We start from the raw sequence: 20,188 nt of genomic DNA on the forward strand, positions 1-20,188 counted from the left end.
AATATTAACAATCGCCCTTTCTACTTTGCGTATTAAAGGATATTTCAATTCTTATTCTATCTTACAGTTACTTATAGCTTCATTTTCTTGAATGTTTTTCGTTGTTAATTGTTTCTTCAAATTACCGCCAACGGGAAACGCATTGGCGAAGTGGCGGATAAATTGGACAAAAAGTTCAATTTAGCGAGAACGTAGCCGATGTGTTTCCACAGAGCTAACTTACAAATAAAAAGCGAATGTGGAACACATTCGGCGGAATAAAATGCAGAAACTTTCAATTTAGCACTTAACCTGCCATTTTGCCAATGCGATGTTATGTGAAGGAATTTTTAGTATCTTTGTATTCAAATAATTCACATTTTATGTATTTCAGCAAGCCTTGGTAATTAAAAATTAAAGTAAATTATTAAATCGTCTTTTTGAGACGGTTGCTATTTGGTACGTTAATTTTTAATTTAAAATAAGGTAATAATGAAAAATATAAAACCCTTAACTTTTCCGTTTAATTCGGAAAATAATACATCCATAAAACAAAGTCTTTTTCGATTTCGAGAATATTTTGATTCTTCTACAATTGTTGGTTTAGGCGAAAACTCACATTTCATAAAAGAGTTTTTTACATTCAGGCATCAAGTTATTGAGTTTTTAGTAACTGAATGTGATTTTGACACCTTGGCATTTGAGTTTGGTTTTTCTGAAGGATTAGAAGTTGATAAGTGGATAAAATCACAAATTCCATTCGACGATTTGGATAAGTTACTGTCACACTTTTATTATCCAAATGAGTTTAAAGATACTTTGCTATGGCTTCGTCGGTATAATCAAGACAATAATAATCAAATTACCTTTTTAGGTGTGGATATTCCTAAAAATGGAGGTTCTTATTTTCCAAACTTTCGTATTGTATCTGATTATTTGCAAAGACTTTCAATCGTTTCTTCTGATGTCTTACAGAAGATTTTAAATCTTGCTGAGAAATTTGATTTCTATTCGACTTCTCAGCTTGCGTTAAATTTATCGCTTTTTGATGAAGCTGAACATAATGAATTAAAAGCATTGCTATTAAAAGTTTACATTCGTTTGATTACTCTTCAACCAAAATTAGAAAGTTTAGAATTTCAATCGATAGTTCATCAAGTTAAAGGCTTGATTTATATGAATTATAATGCTGATGCTATGGAAAGTTTCATTACTGAAAGGGGAATTGAAGGAGATATGGGAGCAAAAGACCAGTATATGGCAGAAAGCATTGATTGGTTTTTGAAAAATTCACTTGGTAAAAAGATTATTTTGGTTGCCCACAATGCTCACATTCAAAAAACTCCGGTAGATTTTGATGGATTTATTAGTTGTTATCCAATGGGGCAAAGACTTTCGATGACTTTTGGAGAAAAATATAAAGCATTTGCAATAACTAATCTACGTGGAGAAACTGCGGCATTGTATCCTGATAATGATTATCAATTTGGCTTTAGGGTTGATAAATTTCCACTTGATTTTCCAGAGTCGGATTCTGTTGAATTTATTATGCAAGAATTTGGAGGAAAAGAATGCTGTTTACTAATGAACAGAAGTACGGAATTAAAAAATTGTAATAAGATTCGATTTGATTCGATGTGCCTAAAAACTGAAATAGAAGAAGCTTTTGACGGAATTTTTCTAATAGAAAAATCAACTGTTTCAGAAGTAGTGGATTGAGAATTTATAAATTTAATTTCGAAACGGCACTTTCTTTTTGGAGGTGCCGTTTTATTCTTTCACATAACGTGCCGCGTATTGGCGATGGGCGGGATTTTTAGCACTGAACTTTAATCGAAGAACAGAAATTGAATTTTGCACTTCCGTTGATACGAAGCCGTTCAGCCCGCCTATTGCCAATACGATGTTGTACGACGTAGTTATGTTTTGGGTTTTAGTCCAGCTAAATATTTTCGTATGTCATTTTCTAATTTATCCGGGTATTTGTACTCTAATTTTTTTGACAATTCAGTTCCTATTTCTGAAACTAAATCAGTCATTGAAAATAGAGCAGTCCAATTTTCCTTTATATTGCTCCCTGAAAATGTTTGTTCTGTTTTAGCCCACATTTCCTGGTTAAGATACTTTTTGAAAAGTCGTCCATATTTATTGGTCGTTATGTTCCAATTGTGTTCACTTGCAATGTGCCATTCAATTAAAGGAATTAAATATTCTGTGCGAATAACGGTTTCCGACATAAATTTCGCATAGAATATTTCATCTCTCACAAGACACTTTGCCACGTAAGTTGTGTCCCACCAAAAATCGTTTATTAGATTTTGAAACTCTTTTTCAGACGGTTTTTTGATAATGGAAATTTGATAAGTTGGTTTCAGCATTTGCTTTGTAATACCATCTTTATCAATTAAAATTTTATAACCAATATCCCAATCTTCTGGTAATTCTTTCTCTTGCGTTTCCTTTATAAATTTTGATTTGCTGTAAAGTTTAAAATCTACTTTCACACCGTCTTCATAAAGTAGCATTTTCATTGCGTGTTTATGGTTAAAACAACTTTCGTCTTCTTCAATCATAGCAATTGGATTTCCGAATTTAAGCGTCCAGCTTTTGTCTGAAATGTAATTTGTATTATCCTCAAAAACAAATTCAATGTCTAAATCACTAAATTCGTCAACAAGTGCTAAAGGATTTACAAGTGAACTTGTCAGAAGAAGAACTCTTACATCTTCGTTTTTCTCCGACCATTCTATAATTGTTCTTAACTTTTCTTCTCTGACTTTCATTTTGTTTGGTTCGGTTTTACTATGTCGTACAACGGTTAGTATATGAAAAGTAGGCGATTTCGAAGTGCCAAATTTTCGGTTAAGCACAAAGTATAATACGAGCCAAAAGCCTTGAATTTACTACTGTTTCGCCTATTTTTTATATACATTGTTAGCGGGTCGTTGTTTTTGTTTATCAGTCATTTATGTGTTTTTCTATTCCATCAATTATTGATTTCCAATCATCAACGTGTAATTCGTGTCCTGTACCTTCAAGGGTGATTAGATTTGAACCTTTTATTTTTTCTAGTAAAAAACCTGCATTCTTATAATGCCAAATTTTGTCGTCTGTTCCGTGGATAATTAAGGTGGGTTGTTTGATTTCGTTTAATCTGTTCCAATATTCTTCACCACCTTGCAATGCAGCGTGATTGAACATACTTATATAATTGTTGGCTCTATTGAACTCAGCTCTTATCAGTTTTTCACTTCTTTGTTTGTCAAATTGTTTCTTGCCACTCATTAATTCTGCACCCTGAATTAAATAGTTTACCACACTGTCTTCATTTGTCCAATTGACTGTACCTGCTTTACTATGGAAATCTAAAATACTCGTGTCCATTTCAGGTATAGTTGGGTCTGAGTCTCCCCAAGGGCCTGATGACATAAGAGTTAAGGAGTTAACTCTGTCGGCAAACTTTATTGATGCTATTTGAGAAATTAGTCCGCCCAAAGAAATCCCCACAAAATGTGCTTTGTCAATCTTGTAGCCATCCAATATTGAAATAGCGTCATTAGTTAAGTCAACAATATCGTATGGAGTAGAACCTGGTTCATAATTAGTGGATTTTCCTACATCTCTGTTGTCGTAACGAATAACAAAAAATCCTTTTTCAGATAATTGTTGGCAAAATTCAGTGTCCCAATACAGCATTGATACGGTTGCACCTGCTACCAAAAGGATTGCTGGATTTTTCTTATTTCCAAAACTATCCGTACAGAGTTCAATGCCGTTTGTTTTAATTATTTTCTCTTTCATTTCTGTTTTCCTTTGTTTGCAACTGATTATTATCAGTCCTAAAATTAATATCCAAAGTAGTTTTTTTTTCATTTATCAATGTTTAACTGTTATGCTGGTATCTTTCACAATGCCCGCTAACGGGCCGCGGCTTTGCGAGGGAGCGGATTTTAGCATAAGACTTCCAAGCGAAGACGGAACTTTAAATATAACGAAAATCTTTGAACGGAAACAATAACCCGCTCTCTTGCAAAACCGATGTTATCGGCTTTACTTCATTAATTCAATAGTTCGTTCAATATTTATTTCTTGTAAGAACGTTTTATCGTGGGAAATTACAATTAAAGTTCCTTCATATTCATTGATTGCATTGGTTAAAATTTCGATGTTTTGAAGGTCTAAATTATTGGTAGGTTCATCTAAGATAATAATGTCGGGAGATTGATTAGCAATGTTTAAACAACACAACATTAACCGCATTCTTTCTCCGCCACTCAATGTATGACAAGGCTTATCCCAATCATCTTTTGAAAATAAAAAACGGTCTAATCTGATTTTTACTTCGTGTTCCTGAAGGCCGGTTTGATTAAATTCTTGAGCTTGTTCATAAATCTGTAAATGATTATTGATTAAAGAATAATCTTGGTCAATATAAACAGAATGACTTTCAGCAATAAATATTTTTCCTTCCGTTGGTTTAAGTTTTCCGAGTATTATTTGGATAAGTGTGGTTTTTCCTGTTCCATTTTTTCCGTTGATAGCAATTCGTTCACCGCTGACAATTTGAATGTTTAGAGGTTTCTCCCATAATAAACCTCCTGTTCTATATGCGAAATTGATATTTTCTGCTATAAACAGATTTTTACCTTTATGAAGATTGGAAGAATCAAATTCAAATTTCATTTGTTCTATATCAGAAACGGAAAGCCTCAAATCTTGAAGTTCTTCTTTTATACCATTAATTTTATCTGAATGAACTCCGGCAATTTTTGCTGAGCTTCTTTCAGCATTATTCTTCCAAGCATCTGATACTATCTTGGGAAGTCCAGCTTTTCCTAAATTCTTTTTTGCTCGAACATCTAATTTTTGTTGTCGTTCAATTGTTTTTCGCTCCTTTTCTTTCGCCTTTCTAAGTGCTTTTTCTTTGCTCTGAATATCTTGACTTAAGGCGTTTTGTTCAATTTCTTTTTGCTCTTTATAAAATTCATAGTTTCCGCCATAAACTTTAATTTCATTTCTGTTGAGCTCACAAATAGGATTTAATAACTGAAGTAACTCTCGGTCGTGGCTAACGATTATAAAAGTTGCTCTTGAGGTTTGAATAAAATCGTATAGTAAGTCTCTACTGGATTTGTCAAGATGATTACTGGGTTCATCTAATAAAACAAATGATGGTTGATGAATAAATATACCTGCGAGAAAGACTTTTGTTTTTTGTCCTCCACTTAATTCGCTTAATTTTTGAGATAGTGATAAATCAGAAATATCCCAATAGCTTAGGGCTTCTTGACATTTTTCTTCTATCGTCCAATCGTCATTTAAAAGGCTATAATTCTTTTCATCTACACTTCCGTTTAAAATTTCGTGTAAAGCATTGAGTTTGGTTTCAACTTGTAAGGCTTGGGCAATTGTCAAATCATTAAACTGACCGAAAATTTGAGGAATATAATAGGGTTTGGTTTCGGAGGAAATTTGTCCGTCATCAGGTTCTAATTCCTTGGCTATAAGTTTGAGTAAAGTAGATTTTCCAACACCATTATTGCCAATTAATGCAATTTTATCGGAATGGTTTACTGTCATACTTAAATTAGTAAACAGCGTATTTTTATTGGGATGTGAATAGGATAAATTTTGAATCGTAAGCATAATTAATTTCTTTTTGAGTTTAACAAAAGTGGGAGCCCAATTTTTTGAGCTGATTGTTAGATTGTCTAAGAAATTAATTTTTACATTTTCTGCTTACTTTTTATTTATGTTGCAAATATAATATTTTTTCTGAACTACTTTATTTCGTATTGCCGATAACGAGCCGCAGCTTCGCGAAGTGCGGGAATTTCAAAAAACCAAGTTTAAAGAAAATCTCAAACACAAGCAAAACATTTTGGTTTTTGTAAATTTAATATTTTTTACAAAACGAAATGTAATTGCGACTTAAAAAGCCAAAACTTTAAAAAAAAGCCTTTACACCGCATTTTGCGAAACAGATGTTATATGTAGTGTTTATTTGATAAATTCTTTAAACATTGGACCTTCGCGTTCTACTTTTTCAATTGCGTCAATCCAATAATACCAAAAAGCTGAATCAATTGGTTTTTCTTCACCCAACCAATATTCACCTCCACTAAGAATGTCAGTTAAATCATTTGAGCCACTATTTTCATAATATGTTTTTAAAACATAAAGCATAGCTTCATAACCAATTTTCTTCGTGATAATTTCTTTTTGTTCATTTTCTATATTATACTCCATTTTTCAAACATTACATATAACATTGTTATTTTACGAAATAAAATAAGGTGTAGTTTCGTAAAATAACACCTATATGCGCATTTCGTAAAATCTGTTACTAATATAATTATTTTTTTGTAAATTAGATACTTAGTAAGTTGTTTTTTGTGGATAGCGAAACAAAATAGGTTCAATTAGATTTATTTAAGTATGGATAGCGAAACAATATTAAAAACTTTACATGACCGATTGCAAGTGCAACGCTATGCCAATAATACGATAAAATCGTATTGTGGTTATGCACAAATATTCTTAGAGTATATGAATAAATATCGTACGCTCAACGAAATACCTATTGCTGAAATAGAGGGTTTTATTAATGAAAAAGTATTTCAAGACAATATTAGTGCATCTTATCAACGCTCTTTAGTTGGGGCAATTAAGAAGATTTATGAGTTGGTCAATAATCAAACGATAGAATTGAATTATTTATATCCTAAACGAAAATCAACCCAACTGCCTACTTTCTTTTCTCAAGAAGAAGTAAGAAAAATATTAAATGCTACAGAAAATTTAAAGCATAAAGCAATTCTTACCACTATTTACAGTTGTGGATTACGCTTAAGTGAGTTAATAAATCTTAAACTAACCGATGTAAAATCCGACAGTAATTTACTGCTAATACAACAAAGCAAAGGGAATAAAGATAGGCTGGTAGCTTTACCTGATAAGTTATTAAGTTTGTTGCGAGAATATTATATTGAATATAAACCCAAAATATTTTTATTCGAAGGAACTAATGATGAGCAATACAGCGAAAGAAGTGTTCAGTTAGTTTTGAAAAAGTCAATGAAAAAAGCCAATATTGCAACAAAAGGCAGTGTGCATACTTTGCGTCATTCGTACGCCACACATTTAATAAAAAGCGGAATTGACATTCGGGTTGTACAAGAATTATTAGGACATAGTGATATTAGAACAACCATGATTTACACTCATATTACAGATATAGATAAGAAATCGACACCAAGTCCATTAGATTTTTTGTAACCTAAAATAAAAAACACCCAACTTTACATTTTTGGGTGTAAAATTGGGTGTTTACGCTTTAACTGACTAATTATCAGTATTTATTGCGGAGAAAGAGGGATTCGAACCCCCGGACCTGTTACAGTCAACAGTTTTCAAGACTGCCGCAATCGACCACTCTGCCATTTCTCCAGTAGTCTGCTTTACTTCTGTATTGCGAGTGCAAATATAGCGTGTTTTTTTAATTATGCAAAAAAGAAAATTTATTTTTTTAATAAAAATTCACGCTACATCTCCAACTACCTCTTATATTGCGAGTTAATAAGTCACGTAATCTGTAATTTCTAAACCATATCCGATCATTCCCACGCGTTTTTCTGGTTCAGAATTGGTCATTAGGCGAATATTGGTGATTCCCAAATCGTGTAAAATCTGAGCACCAATACCGAAGTCTTTCTCATCTCCTGGTAATTTTGGCGTTTCCATATCCAAAGTTCCATTCAATTGATCCTTGATAAAACTCAATCGTCTCAACAAACTAATGTTTTGTGCATCTTGATTGATGAATAAAATAGCCCCTTTTCCTTCTTCGTTTATCTTGTTAAAGGCCGACTCAATGCGCACGTCTAATTTTCCGCTCAACGCATCTAAAATGTCATTACTTCCAATCATTGAATTGATACGCGTTAAAACCGCCTCATCCTCTTTCCACTCTCCTCTTGTTAAGGCGATGTGGATTTGTTTGTTTGTAATTTGTTGGTATGCGCGCAATCTAAATTTTCCGAAACGCGTTTCGATTTCAAAATCTTCTTTTTTATCAATCAAGCTATCGTGTTTCATGCGATAAGCAACTAAAGCTTCGATTGAAATAATTTTTAAATCCCATTTCTTCGCTACTTCAACTAATTGCGGAAGACGAGCCATCGTTCCATCCTCATTTAAAATCTCAACTAAAATCCCCGCAGATTTAAATCCAGCTAAACGCGCTAAATCTACTGCTGCTTCTGTATGCCCTGTACGACGTAAAACACCGCCTTGTTTGGCAATCAAAGGAAATATATGTCCCGGACGTCCTAAATCCTCTGGTTTAGTGCTATCATCAACCAACGACAAAATAGTCTTTGCACGGTCTTGTACTGAAATCCCCGTTGTACAGCCATTACCGATTAAATCGATAGAAACTGTAAACGCCGTTTGATGCAATACCGTATTATTTTGAACCATTGGTTTTAAATCTAATTCTCTACAGCGCTTTTCATTCAATGGAGCACAGATTAAACCACGTCCATGTGTAGCCATGAAATTAATCATCTCTGGTGTGGCCATCTCCGCTGCTGCTATAAAATCCCCTTCATTCTCACGATCTTCATCATCCACGACAATAATTACTTTTCCCGCTCTAATATCTTCTATAGCTTCTTCTATCGTATTTAATTGAATATGATTCGTTGACATAATAAATATTTTTTGTTGTGTGTTATTCTATTGTTTGTTCTTCTTCTTTTGCTGGCTGTTTTTTGGTCAATAATCCCTTAAAGAAATCTCCAATTGTTGAAAAGAATCCCAAGAAATTCACCTCTCCATTATCGCGTGTTGCTTTTAAGGTTAAGAAGATAGCCAAAGGAGTAAGCACCATAGCTCCCGCCCAAGCCCCTAAAACAGGTTGTATTCCATCCTCTTGCGCCAATTTTTTTCCGAATGTATTGACAAAGTGATATAAAATAAAGATAATCACCGCAAATACAATTGGCAATCCCAACCCTCCTTTTCGAATAATAGCACCTAGAGGAGCTCCAATAAAATACATCAAAAAGCAAGAATAGGCAATCACGAATTTTTCATATAACGCTAAATAGTGATCATTTAGTTTTTTAATCTGTCCCAATGAAGCGACATCATTTGACTCCGTATTAAACACAATATTATTCGTATAATCAATCGAAGACTGCAAAATTCTTCCTTGCATGGATTCAGAGAAATTGGCTAAAGCATTCCCTTTTAAGTCAATTGCTTTCTCTTTAATCGAATCTTTTGCTTCCTTTTCTACTGTAGCTGAAGCTACACTCTTCTTGTAATTATAGGGATTGTAAATGCTGTTATAACGCAGTAACATATTCTCCATATTGGAGTTTTTATCGCGAACCAAGGCTGTTTCTAAAGAATCAATGGTATAGGTTAACTCTTTAATATTCAACATATGGTAGGTATTCTTAATTTCTTCTCTTTCCATACCATCATCTTGCAAAGCACCAAGATCAATATTCATGGTATATTTTTCAAAAGCCACTTTGGTAAACGGTCTCTTGCGCATTTGAGCTGTCGACTTCGGCACGACATCTTCGTAATAATTTCCGTCGAATAAATGCAATTGCAAAATACTAGAAGAATTGTCTGACTCTAACTCCCCATCAACAGAGCGAATAACCGCTTTATTATCATAACCTGATGCCGATTTAATGTGCATGGTTACATTCTCTAAATACTGTCCTTTTTCGCCTGTTTTCTTATCAACTTTTATATTAATCGCTCCTACATCATTAAACTGTCCTGCGGCAATCGCCATGGCAGGTTTCGTTTGTAGAATCTCTTTTCGCATATTGATAAAGCGATATTCCGCTTTTGGAATCACATCATTCGCAAACCAAAACGAGATTAAAGCCAGTATAGCAATAAAAATAGACAGCGGTTGCATGGCTCTTTTCAATGAAATTCCCGAAGCTTTCATCGCAGCAAATTCATAGTGTTCAGCAAAGTTTCCAAAGGTCATAATCGATGCCAATAAAACAGATAAAGGCAAAACCAGCGGAATCATCTTAGGCGAATAAAACAATAGAAATTGTACGATGATAAAGAAATCTAAATCTTTACCAGCTAATTCAGTAATAAACAACCAAATTCCCTGTAAAATAAAGATAAAGTAAAGAATGATAAACACTGTAAACAGCGTCGATACAAAAGAGGTTAGTATATAGCGATCAAGTATTTTCACGAAAGGAATTAATCTATGTTATTGATGTAATAAGTTGAATAATCTGCGCTTGTAAAGGTAAAATGATTTTTCGACATAGTTTGGTTAGTTTTAAAAGATTTAACCGTCAAGACTGACTTCGAACCATTTTTATTCACTTGAATCTTGGTATAAATCTGTTTTGTTGCGTGATCTACACCTACCAATACCTCTTTAATCCCCGATTTTTTATCTAGTGGAATTAATTTAATGTATTGAATTTCTTTGCCTTTAATATTCTGTAAAATATCCCATTGCAAGTCATACCCTTCTTTATAGAAAGTCAATATTTGTAAAGGTAGCGCATTGTCTATTTTTTTGGGATCGTATTTTGAAACTGTTACTTCTTTATCCTCATCGCTAATCGTGTAAATCTTCTTTCCATCGAAAATACGCGTCATATCCATAAACGTCAAGCGATACAAATTCTCTTTTAAATCGATATGTCCATCTGTTTCTTGATTAACATCACCTGATTTCCCATCGATCTGAGCGTAGTGAAAATCAATTGAAATAGTTGAATAACTGGCTATTTTCTTATTTACTTCATCCAAATAATTTCTCGCACGTTGACTACTTTGTCCATACGTTAGCGCTGTACTACACACTAATAAAAGAAATACTATTTTTTTCATGTTTACTCTTGGTTTTCTTAGTTAAATAAGTCGTTTTGTTCTTCTTGAAAGAAGTGATCTAAAGCTACTAAATCTGGAATTAATACACTACGCGCTTTACTTCCTTCAAAAGGGCCTACGATACCTGCGGCTTCTAATTGGTCAATAATTCGTCCAGCGCGATTATAGCCTAGTTTTAATTTTCGCTGTAGCAAAGACGCTGATCCCTGCTGAGCGGTAACTATAATTTCCGCAGCCTCTCTAAATAGAGAATCACGCTCACTAATATCCATATCCAAAGCAGATAAGCTTCCTTCCTCACCCACATATTCAGGCAACAAATACGCATCTGGATACGCTTTCTGTCCACCGATATATTCCGTAATTTTTTCTACTTCTGGTGTATCGACAAATGCACATTGCACGCGAACAAGATCATTTCCTTGAGTATACAGTAAATCCCCTCTACCAATTAACTGATCTGCCCCTTGTTGATCGAGAATCGTACGGGAGTCAATCTTAGAAGTTACGCGAAATGCAATTCGCGCAGGGAAGTTTGCTTTAATAATCCCCGTAATTACGTTAACGGAAGGACGTTGAGTTGCAATAATCAAGTGAATTCCAATTGCACGAGCTAACTGTGCCAAACGCGCAATAGGTGTTTCAACGTCTTTTCCTGCAGTCATAATCAAATCCGCAAACTCGTCAATAACCAAAACGATATAAGGTAAAAAACGATGTCCATTTTCTGGATTTAAACGTCTCTGTTTAAATTTCTCATTGTATTCCTTGATGTTGCGCACCATCGCATCCTTCAGCAAACTATAACGGTTATCCATTTCAATACAAAGTGAATTCAATGTATTGATAACCTTAGTATTGTCTGTGATAATCGCTTCCTCAGAATCCGGTAGTTTTGCCAAATAGTGGCGTTCAATCTTATTGAATAGGGTCAACTCTACTTTCTTCGGATCGACTAAGACAAATTTCACCTCTGCGGGGTGTTTCTTGTATAGCAAGGACGTTAATAAAGCATTTAATCCTACGGACTTCCCTTGTCCTGTAGCTCCTGCCATCAATAAGTGAGGCATTTTTGCCAAATCCACCACAAACGTTTCATTGGAAATTGTTTTCCCCAAAGCAACGGGTAATTCCATTTCTGCACTTTGAAACTTAGGAGAACCAATTACACTGCGCATAGACACCGTAGATGGACTTGTATTTGGAACCTCAATACCAATGGTTCCTTTTCCTGGAATAGGTGCAATAATACGAATTCCCAAAGCCGCCAAGGACAAAGCAATATCATCCTCTAAGTTTTTAATTTTAGAAATACGCACCCCTGCTTCTGGTACAATTTCGTACAGTGTTACCGTCGGTCCTACCGTAGCTTTAATTTGTGCAATATCAATCTTATAATTGCGTAACGTTTCTACGATATTATTCTTATTCTCTTCTAATTCCTCTTGATTTATAGTAATACTACCTGTTCCGTAATCTTTCAATAAATCTATAGATGGAAATTGGTAATTAGACAACTCTAAGGTAGGATCAAATTCTCCAAAATCTTGTACCAATTGAGCCGCTAAATTTTCTTCTACAGTACCCTCATCTTTTGGAGCCTCAATCACGAATTCTTCTGTAGAAATAGGTTTAAATCCTTCCTCTTTTTTATGTTCAGCGCCTTCTTTTTTAAGGGGTAGATTCAATTCAGAACTATGTCCAATTGTCGGTTTAATACTTTTGTGATCAATAGAAAAAGCAGAAGGTTGCACTTCCTTTTCGCGGATTTCCTCTTCAGGTTGAATAGCTTTTACTACCTTATCTTCTACAGAGGCAATTGGTTCTTTTTGATCTTCTGTCTCTACTTTTACTGTCGCTTGATTCACCACTGGAGTTGAAGGTATCTCTTTGTCAAAAGAAGCATCATCTAACTTACTAGCTGGAGAAATTTTAGCAAACTTTTCAGGCATAGCCGCGATAAAATCGCGAATTCTTGTAGGAGATAATTTATATCGGAACAAAAAGAAAGTCAACGTAATAAAGCTAATCAACAAGATAGTACCTGCAGTTCCCAAGTAATCCGTTAAATACAAATTAATCTCATAGCCTACTGTACCACCTAAGAGCGGATTAGATTTCCAAAAGAAACCTAAAAATGCACCTAATAATACCATGGAAGTAAGATCCCAAAAGATAACTTTTTTTATTCTTTTTGAAGCAATGCCAAAAAAAGCATAGACTCCGGTGTGGACTAATAACTTAGCAAAGAAAAAAGAGGCTAATCCAAACCCTTGGTAAATAAACACATGTCCCAAATAAGCACCTAGTTTACCCAACCAGTTATTTACTTCAAGCTCTCTATTTCCTACATCAATTAAATTACTCTGATCTTCTATTCCAGTAATAAAATAAGAAACAAAACTCAAAGTAAGGGATATCCCTACAATAATCAATAAGATAGAAAATAGGAAACGCGAATTTTTTAAAATAGTCGTATCGTATTTTTTTTGTTCAAGCGGGGCTGTTTTTTTCTTTGTTGATTTATTTTCTCTTTCCATTTATACATTGCAATTGATAAGATAGGCTTTTACACTTTGCTCGCTAATGTAATAAAGTAAAAGATATCTTTAAAAAATGTACTTCATTTAACGAGCAAATGAATCACTTTCTTTAAAAATATCTTTTTTACATGCGCTACTTTTAATCTGCTTACAAAGCAGCTAAAGCTAATTCATAGTTTGGTTCGTCTGCTGTTTCGGCAACTTGTTCGGTATAAACAACTTGTCCTTCTTCGTTAAGCACAACAATTGAACGCGATAATAAACCTGTTAAAGGTCCATCAGTAAAAGTCAACCCATAAGCTTGTCCAAATGCTCCTGCTCTAAAGTCAGACAACATCACAACATTGTCAATTCCTTCAGCCCCACAAAAACGAGTCTGAGCAAAAGGCAAATCTTTAGAAATACACAATACCACAGTATTTGCTAATTGTGCAGCTTTCTGATTGAACGTGCGAACAGATGTTGCACATGTTGGCGTATCTACGCTAGGAAAAATATTTAAAACTACTTTTTTACCTGCGAAATCCGCTAATTTTTTTGTAGATAAATCTACTCCAACTAATTCAAAATTAGGAGCTACCGAACCTACACTTGGTAATTCACCTACTGTGTGAAACGGATTATTTTTTAATGTAACTGTTGCCATACCTTACTTTTTTATTCAAACAAAAATAAGAAAAAATGCCCAACTATTTGATTTAATTATTGCGAAGTCTTATCGCAAAACAGACTATTTCATAGGAAGAAGATTTTAGGACATATATCCCTAGAGGAGAACTCATAACTCATAACTCATAACTCATAACTTTCAATAACCTTCTTCAACAACAATACTGTTTGTTCTAATTCTTTCTCATTCATTGACGCAAAACCAAAGCGGAATGCATTTAATTCAATTGCAGATCGTTTAATAGATAGCTGTGGATGTCGAACTAAATATTCCACAAGCCCAGGTTTGTTTAGCATCAACCATATAGCCATCCCTCCTGAAGGTAGACTATACGTCAAATGAGTGCTCAAGTGTTCTTGCAACAATTGATCTAAATAATCCCGACGCGAAAAATAGCATTTCTTCGCTTTCTTAATATGTCGTTTTAACTCCCCCATTTTAATCAACTCGGCCAGTGCATTTTGCATATAACCATCAACACCTACATCAATTAATTTACGCAATGCTACACCTTGTTCAATAAAATTAAAAGGAGCGACCATAAACCCAATGCGAATTGAAGGATCTAGAAGTTTAGAAAAAGATCCGATATAAATGATATTGCCTTGATGTGGACTACTGGCTAAAGGTAAATAAGGAGAAGAGGCATAGTGATAATCATAGTCGTAATCATCTTCGATAATGGTAAATGCATATTGTTGAGACAACTTAAGCAACGCGATTCTTCTATCAATACTCATGGTTACGGTTGTCGGATAATGATGATGAGGAATCACATAAATGGCTTTAATCGGTTGTTTCTCACAAATTGCTTGTAGCTCTTCCACGATTAAACCACAGTCATCTACTCCTACTTCAAGTACAGTTGCTCCCGTTTGTTCAAATACTTGAGTCGCTTTAGCGTAATTCGGTTTTCCCACAATCACAACATCCCCTTTTGCCAAGAGTAATTGTGCGGCTAAATAGATGCTCATCTGTGCTCCATGGGTAATCAAAAGATGTTCTTTTTCAATGTTTAACCCTCGAGTCTCTGACAAATAATCAGCTAATACTTCACGCAATTTTAAACTCCCTTGTGCACTGCCAAAAGTTGCATTGCGAATACTGTGTTTCTTTGAGGTATACGAACGATAAATTTTTAATAAATCATCAATAGGCGAAAGTCGCACATCGGGGAAACCATCATCTATAATTACATCCGCTAATAGAGAAGTAGATTTTGTCTTAGGAGGCGTTATTTGCTTAAAAGGCAAACGAAACAAAGTTCCATAAGATGATTCATTCGTCTCTTCTGACCATTTCTTAGGCTTTAAACTGGGGATTTTATCCGAAACTGCTACGTATTTACGCGGTACTGAAACGACCCAATCTTGCGCTTCTAGTTCTTCATAAGCTGCAACAATCGTTTTGCGGTGAACAGCAAGTAGCTTGGCTAAGTCACGCGTGCTTGGTAGATGGGTATTCGCTTTGATAATTCCTTGACTAATCGCATTGATAAACGAAATAGCAATCTGTCTATAAATGGGAATTTTACTCTCTCGATCTAGGATGATGATTCTTTCAAATGGCAACATATTGGACTACTTATTATAACTTAACTGGACCACAAAGATAGTCCTAATCTCCTATACTTTTGTCTCGTAAAATAAAATAAAGATGAACTACACAATTAAAAAAGCGAGCCTAGAAGATCTAAAAGAAGCGTCTGAATTATTTAATTTATACCGCATATTTTATCAACAAGAATCAGATTTACAAGGAAGTACAACTTTCATCAAAGAACGTTTACTCCATGGTGAATCCGATATTTTCTTAGCGATGATCGACAATAAAGCGGTTGGTTTCGTGCAATTGTACAAGCTTTTCCACTACATCAAATTGCAAAAGCAATGGTTATTAAGCGACTTATTTGTACACCCAGACCACAGAGGTAAAGGGTTGTCAGTAGCCTTAATTGATCGAAGCAAACAATGGTGTGATGAAACAGGTGCTTGTGGATTAATGCTCGAGACTGAAAAAACGAACATCATTGGTAATAATCTCTATCCGAAATGTGATTTTCAATACGATGGAGTGCATAACTACTATAATTGGTGGAAATAAGTCTAGTTTGTTGGCGGAGTCTCGGCTTCGCCAATTTTGTTTTTCTCTTAATTTATATCCTATATGTTACACATTCAAGAAAATATTACATCCATTTTACAGCGCATCGAAAAAGCTTGTATTGCAAATAACAGAGACCCAAAAGAAGTCCGATTGCTACTGGCTACGAAAACCGTCCCTGCTTCGAAAATTCGCCTCGCTTTAGCAACGGGTCAAACCTTGATTGCGGAAAACAAAATACAGGAACTAAAAGAAAAATACCACGATCTTTTAGATCTAAAACCAACGAATCACTTCATTGGCCACTTGCAGACCAATAAAATAAAAGACGTTTTAAAATACGATATTTCTTGTATTCATTCCGTTGATCGGTTGGACTTAGCCACTAAACTTCATCAGCGTTTAACGCTTGAAAATAAAACGATCGACATCTTAATTCAAATCAATACGTCCAACGAGGAAAGTAAATTTGGCATCGCACCTGATCAAGCAATAGAACTCATCCAACAAGTGGCCCAGTTTCCAACCTTGCGCATTAAAGGCCTCATGACGATTGGTTTATTTAGTGCTGAAGAAGATAAAATTCGCCCCTGTTTTAAGTTACTAAAAGACATACAACAGCAAGTTATACAACTTAATATACCTCATGTTGAAATGCAAGAACTCTCTATGGGAATGAGTGGTGACTTAGAGATTGCCATTGCTGAAGGAGCGACGATTGTTCGTGTAGGTACAGCAATTTTTGGAGAACGCCTTTATCCAGATAGCTATTACTGGAACGAAAACAAATAACAAATGCTTCATTGGTTTGGCATAAAAATTGTATTTTTAAGTTTAAACACATAAACTATGAAAAAATATAATTTACAAACTTTATTAATGGTAGTCCTGTGCGCGTTGTTGACCATAACTACTGATGCACAAACGAAAAATTTTGGTCAGAAGATTGGAGATATCATGTATGAGATGACGATGGATCAACCTGATACAGCTAAAATACAGCAACTGTTACAGACCTTAGACATTGATAATAAAGAAGTAAAAACAGGCAATCTTTCCTATAGTATTTTCGATGGTTTTGACGGAGATAAAATGTATTACATTCCCTTTACAACAGCGGAAGAAAGTAGATTTACAGTTGAACAATTAAAACGAGAGAACAAATTGTATTTTGGCGTGCAATTTCTACTCAAAAGTGAATATACAGTGGATAGTAAAAAACAAATTCACTACAAAGATGTGAATTACGCCTACAACACCAACTACGATGAATTAAGTCTGTATTGTACCACCCCGATGAAGTACAAAAACGGCAGTGGAAATAATCCTGAATCACCACTATTAAGCTGTGTCTATACCAACCCTACAAGTAAAAAAAGAATGATGTATTGGGTTGTTCTTGACAAACCTATTGGAGATACCAAGGGAAATACAATTAAAGAAATTAAATTCCAAAGTATAGAACTTTGGCAAAAATAAAAAAGGCTATCTATTCGATAGCCTTTTTGTTATGTGTCTTTTTGATCCAATGAAGAATAAATCGAATTCTGTGATTTAAACTCTGGTACAATTTGTTTTAATGTTGTAACTAAATACATCATATCTTTCTTTGTCTCTTCATTTAAAACTCCCTGACAAAGTTGCTCAATCGATTGCTTAGCTTCTTGGAGATCTTGCTGTCTTACCTGAGCAATCATAATCTTTTCGTGATGTGTTTTTACAGTATTCTCATCGTTTGCTAAAAGCTCCTCAAAAATCTTTTCTCCTGGGCGAAGTCCCGTAATTTTAATATCTATATCATCGGGATAAACCAATCCACTTAATTGAATCATGCGTTTGGCTAAATCAATAATCTTCATGGATTTCCCCATATCAAATACAAAAATTTCACCTCCTTTTCCCATAATTGATGCTTCCAATACTAATTGACAAGCTTCTGGTATCGTCATAAAATAACGAGTAATATCTGGATGAGTAACTGTCAAAGGTCCTCCTGCGTCCAATTGACGCTTAAACAAAGGAATAACAGAACCATTAGATCCTAAAACATTTCCAAAACGCGTTACAATAAAGCTAGTCTTACCTTTTCCTTTTAAACTAGACACATAAATTTCAGCTGCCCTTTTCGTAGCCCCCATTACATTAGTTGGATTCACAGCCTTATCTGTAGAAACCATTACAAACTTTTCAACATCAAATGCAACAGACAAATCTGCAATGTGTTTTGTTCCTTTAATATTGGTGTAAATCGCTTCATAAGGATAGGTTTCCATCAAAGGTACATGTTTATATGCCGCAGCATGATAAACCAATTCAGGTCTATACTTTTCAAAAATTGCACGCATATTGGCTTCTTCACGAATATTTCCTACAACATAAACAATGCGTTCCTTATAAGTAGAAACCATAGATTGTTGAACATCATATAAGGGAGACTCTGCATGATCAATCAAAATCAATTGTTTGAAATCAAATAAAGCTACCTGTCTTGCAATCTCACTTCCAATAGAACCCGCAGCTCCAGTAATCATAATTACTTTTCCCCTTAATTCGTTGCCAATAATCGGATTATCCAAATTAATAGCTTTACGTCCTAACAAGTCATCAATGCGCAATTCTTTAATTTGCTTGTTCGTATATTTTCCATTCAACCAATCCGTGGCTGGTGGAATAATCTTTATTTTAACAGGTAACTCAACCAAATACTCTGCAATTTCATTCAAGCGTTCACGTTGAATATTTTGAATTGAGATAATGATATCATCAATGCGGTATTGTTGAACAAATTCAGTTGTAATTTCCCTACTACTATAAATTCGATATCCAGCGATACGTTGTCCTACTTTTTTATCATTATCGTCAATAAATCCTATAATTTGGGTGCGAATCTTGGTATCTCCTGCTAAAGCGTTCAAGGTAATTAAACCAGAATCTCCTGCACCGTAGATCAACACGCGTTTTTCATTTCGAACATCTAAAATATAACTGCGATAAAATTGACTATAAAACAAACGAGCACAAACAAGAATTGCAGCAGACAATAGCATGTGCATGACAATAAATGAATAAGATTGTCTGATATAATCATCCAATTGTTCACCAGCAATAACACCATTGCGTTGCAAAGCAGCAGGTATAGTAATTAACACACTTGCAAACAAACAAGTAATAAAGACAAGCTCAATATCTTTTATCGAGGTTTGACGAATTAAACTACGATAGGGTTTAACTAACCAAAAACTAAAAATATAAGCTCCTAAGACAATAGGTAATTTGGAATAGACTAATTCTATATCGTATGTTCCATAAAAATTACTTAAAAAAAGTAATGAAATAATATAAGTAAAAAGAATAATGAGAATATCTATAAAGAATATTATTCCCCGAGGGATATCTCTTTTCAATCTACTTTTTACACGCTCTATCATAGCAATAGGAATGGATGAAATCTTCTTTTTTATCAAAGATAGTACATTTTCAACATTAAATAAATAAAAAAAGGTTCAACTATTTCATATTAATTAATTTTTACATAAAATTTACTAAAAAATAAACAAATAATCACAAAAAGAAACAGTTAAAAAAGAAAAAAACGGAATTAAACAAAATATCAACTAGGATATTCAGCCGATAATCAGAATTATAGGCTCAATTAATCCATTTCTAATGCAATTAAACTATCTTTTTATGATGTTTTATCCATATAAACGCGAATGAAATTCTCATTTAATAGAGATTTTTCTAAAAGCTATCGATTTGCTGTTTTAGTAAGAGGTGGGTTGGTGAGTTGATGAGAGGGTTGTTGTTTGTTGTTTGTTGTGTGGTGTTTGTTGTGTGGTGTTTGTTGTGTGGTGTTTGAATATCCTTAAATAAGGCAGACCTTCTTTAATCGAAAAGCCTCTCAACGAACAAAAAACCAAAAAACCAAAATAACATAAAACAAAAAAGCCTGACTACTTGCGTAATCAGGCTTTTCAAAAGAAGGGCGACGACA

At 34.2% G+C, this 20,188-nt stretch carries 16 protein-coding genes and 1 tRNA gene; 5 read left to right on the forward strand and 12 right to left on the reverse strand.

The window, feature by feature from the left end:
• Window positions 1-471 precede the first annotated feature (471 nt).
• Window positions 472-1,698, forward strand: a complete 1,227-nt coding sequence (ere(D), locus tag HX004_RS16170) for an EreD family erythromycin esterase (RefSeq protein WP_095073170.1) — start codon at window positions 472-474, stop codon at window positions 1,696-1,698.
• Between the two features lie 200 nt (window positions 1,699-1,898).
• On the opposite strand, the gene HX004_RS16175 is transcribed toward ere(D), so the two are convergent.
• The 4 genes from HX004_RS16175 to HX004_RS16190 form a co-directional block, all read right to left on the reverse strand.
• Window positions 1,899-2,762: an AadS family aminoglycoside 6-adenylyltransferase gene (locus HX004_RS16175; protein WP_010257826.1), complete on the reverse strand. Its 864-nt coding sequence runs from the start codon at window positions 2,760-2,762 to the stop codon at window positions 1,899-1,901.
• A gap of 175 nt (window positions 2,763-2,937) precedes the next feature.
• The gene (estT, locus tag HX004_RS16180; RefSeq protein ID WP_165134135.1) at window positions 2,938-3,852 is read right to left on the reverse strand and encodes a macrolide hydrolase EstT; all 915 of its coding nucleotides are present in this window, start codon (window positions 3,850-3,852) and stop codon (window positions 2,938-2,940) included.
• 177 nt (window positions 3,853-4,029) lie between these two features.
• Entirely contained in the window at window positions 4,030-5,625 is a 1,596-nt protein-coding gene (abc-f, locus tag HX004_RS16185; RefSeq protein ID WP_090410526.1) for a ribosomal protection-like ABC-F family protein, read from the reverse strand.
• A gap of 354 nt (window positions 5,626-5,979) precedes the next feature.
• Complete coding sequence (locus tag HX004_RS16190) at window positions 5,980-6,228, reverse strand: hypothetical protein (RefSeq protein ID WP_125020289.1); 249 nt, start codon at window positions 6,226-6,228, stop codon at window positions 5,980-5,982.
• Window positions 6,229-6,417: 189 nt separating this feature from the next.
• On the opposite strand from HX004_RS16190, the gene HX004_RS16195 reads away from it, so the two are divergent.
• Entirely contained in the window at window positions 6,418-7,257 is an 840-nt protein-coding gene (locus HX004_RS16195) for a tyrosine-type recombinase/integrase (protein ID WP_286412918.1), read from the forward strand.
• Window positions 7,258-7,343: 86 nt separating this feature from the next.
• On the opposite strand, the gene HX004_RS16200 is transcribed toward HX004_RS16195, so the two are convergent.
• The 7 genes from HX004_RS16200 to HX004_RS16230 all read right to left on the reverse strand — a co-directional run bounded on the left by HX004_RS16200 (window position 7,344) and on the right by HX004_RS16230 (window position 15,665).
• A tRNA-Ser gene (locus HX004_RS16200) sits at window positions 7,344-7,428 on the reverse strand.
• Window positions 7,429-7,554: 126 nt separating this feature from the next.
• Window positions 7,555-8,691 (reverse strand): 3,4-dihydroxy-2-butanone-4-phosphate synthase, encoded by a 1,137-nt coding sequence (gene ribB, locus HX004_RS16205; protein ID WP_286443700.1) that lies wholly within the window; start codon window positions 8,689-8,691, stop codon window positions 7,555-7,557.
• Between the two features lie 22 nt (window positions 8,692-8,713).
• Window positions 8,714-10,225: an LptF/LptG family permease gene (locus tag HX004_RS16210; protein ID WP_286443701.1), complete on the reverse strand. Its 1,512-nt coding sequence runs from the start codon at window positions 10,223-10,225 to the stop codon at window positions 8,714-8,716.
• Window positions 10,226-10,233: 8 nt separating this feature from the next.
• On the reverse strand, window positions 10,234-10,878 hold the full coding sequence (gene lolA1 / locus HX004_RS16215; RefSeq protein WP_286443702.1) for an outer membrane lipoprotein periplasmic chaperone LolA1: 645 nt from the start codon (window positions 10,876-10,878) through the stop codon (window positions 10,234-10,236).
• 17 nt (window positions 10,879-10,895) lie between these two features.
• A complete protein-coding gene (locus HX004_RS16220) occupies window positions 10,896-13,418 on the reverse strand; it encodes an FtsK/SpoIIIE family DNA translocase (protein ID WP_286443703.1) in 2,523 nt (840 codons plus the stop codon).
• A 151-nt stretch (window positions 13,419-13,569) separates the two neighbouring features.
• Entirely contained in the window at window positions 13,570-14,067 is a 498-nt protein-coding gene (gene tpx / locus HX004_RS16225; protein ID WP_286443704.1) for a thiol peroxidase, read from the reverse strand.
• Window positions 14,068-14,213: 146 nt separating this feature from the next.
• Window positions 14,214-15,665, reverse strand: a complete 1,452-nt coding sequence (locus HX004_RS16230) for an aminotransferase-like domain-containing protein (RefSeq protein WP_286443705.1) — start codon at window positions 15,663-15,665, stop codon at window positions 14,214-14,216.
• 82 nt (window positions 15,666-15,747) lie between these two features.
• Here HX004_RS16230 and HX004_RS16235 point away from each other — a divergent pair, with 82 nt between their 5' ends.
• The 3 genes from HX004_RS16235 (at window position 15,748) to HX004_RS16245 (ending at window position 17,673) form a co-directional block, all read left to right on the forward strand.
• Window positions 15,748-16,194: a GNAT family N-acetyltransferase gene (locus tag HX004_RS16235; RefSeq protein WP_286443706.1), complete on the forward strand. Its 447-nt coding sequence runs from the start codon at window positions 15,748-15,750 to the stop codon at window positions 16,192-16,194.
• A 63-nt stretch (window positions 16,195-16,257) separates the two neighbouring features.
• Window positions 16,258-16,986 (forward strand): YggS family pyridoxal phosphate-dependent enzyme, encoded by a 729-nt coding sequence (locus HX004_RS16240; RefSeq protein WP_286443707.1) that lies wholly within the window; start codon window positions 16,258-16,260, stop codon window positions 16,984-16,986.
• Window positions 16,987-17,043: 57 nt separating this feature from the next.
• The gene (locus HX004_RS16245) at window positions 17,044-17,673 is read left to right on the forward strand and encodes a hypothetical protein (RefSeq protein ID WP_286443708.1); all 630 of its coding nucleotides are present in this window, start codon (window positions 17,044-17,046) and stop codon (window positions 17,671-17,673) included.
• Window positions 17,674-17,702: 29 nt separating this feature from the next.
• Here the strand turns inward: HX004_RS16245 and HX004_RS16250 are convergent, their stop codons facing one another.
• Complete coding sequence (locus tag HX004_RS16250) at window positions 17,703-19,622, reverse strand: polysaccharide biosynthesis protein (protein WP_502888488.1); 1,920 nt, start codon at window positions 19,620-19,622, stop codon at window positions 17,703-17,705.
• Between the last annotated feature and the right edge of the window lie 566 nt (window positions 19,623-20,188).

Origin of the sequence: Myroides sp. 1354, from assembly GCF_030324495.1 — a bacterium.
Lineage (GTDB): Bacteria > Bacteroidota > Bacteroidia > Flavobacteriales > Flavobacteriaceae > Flavobacterium.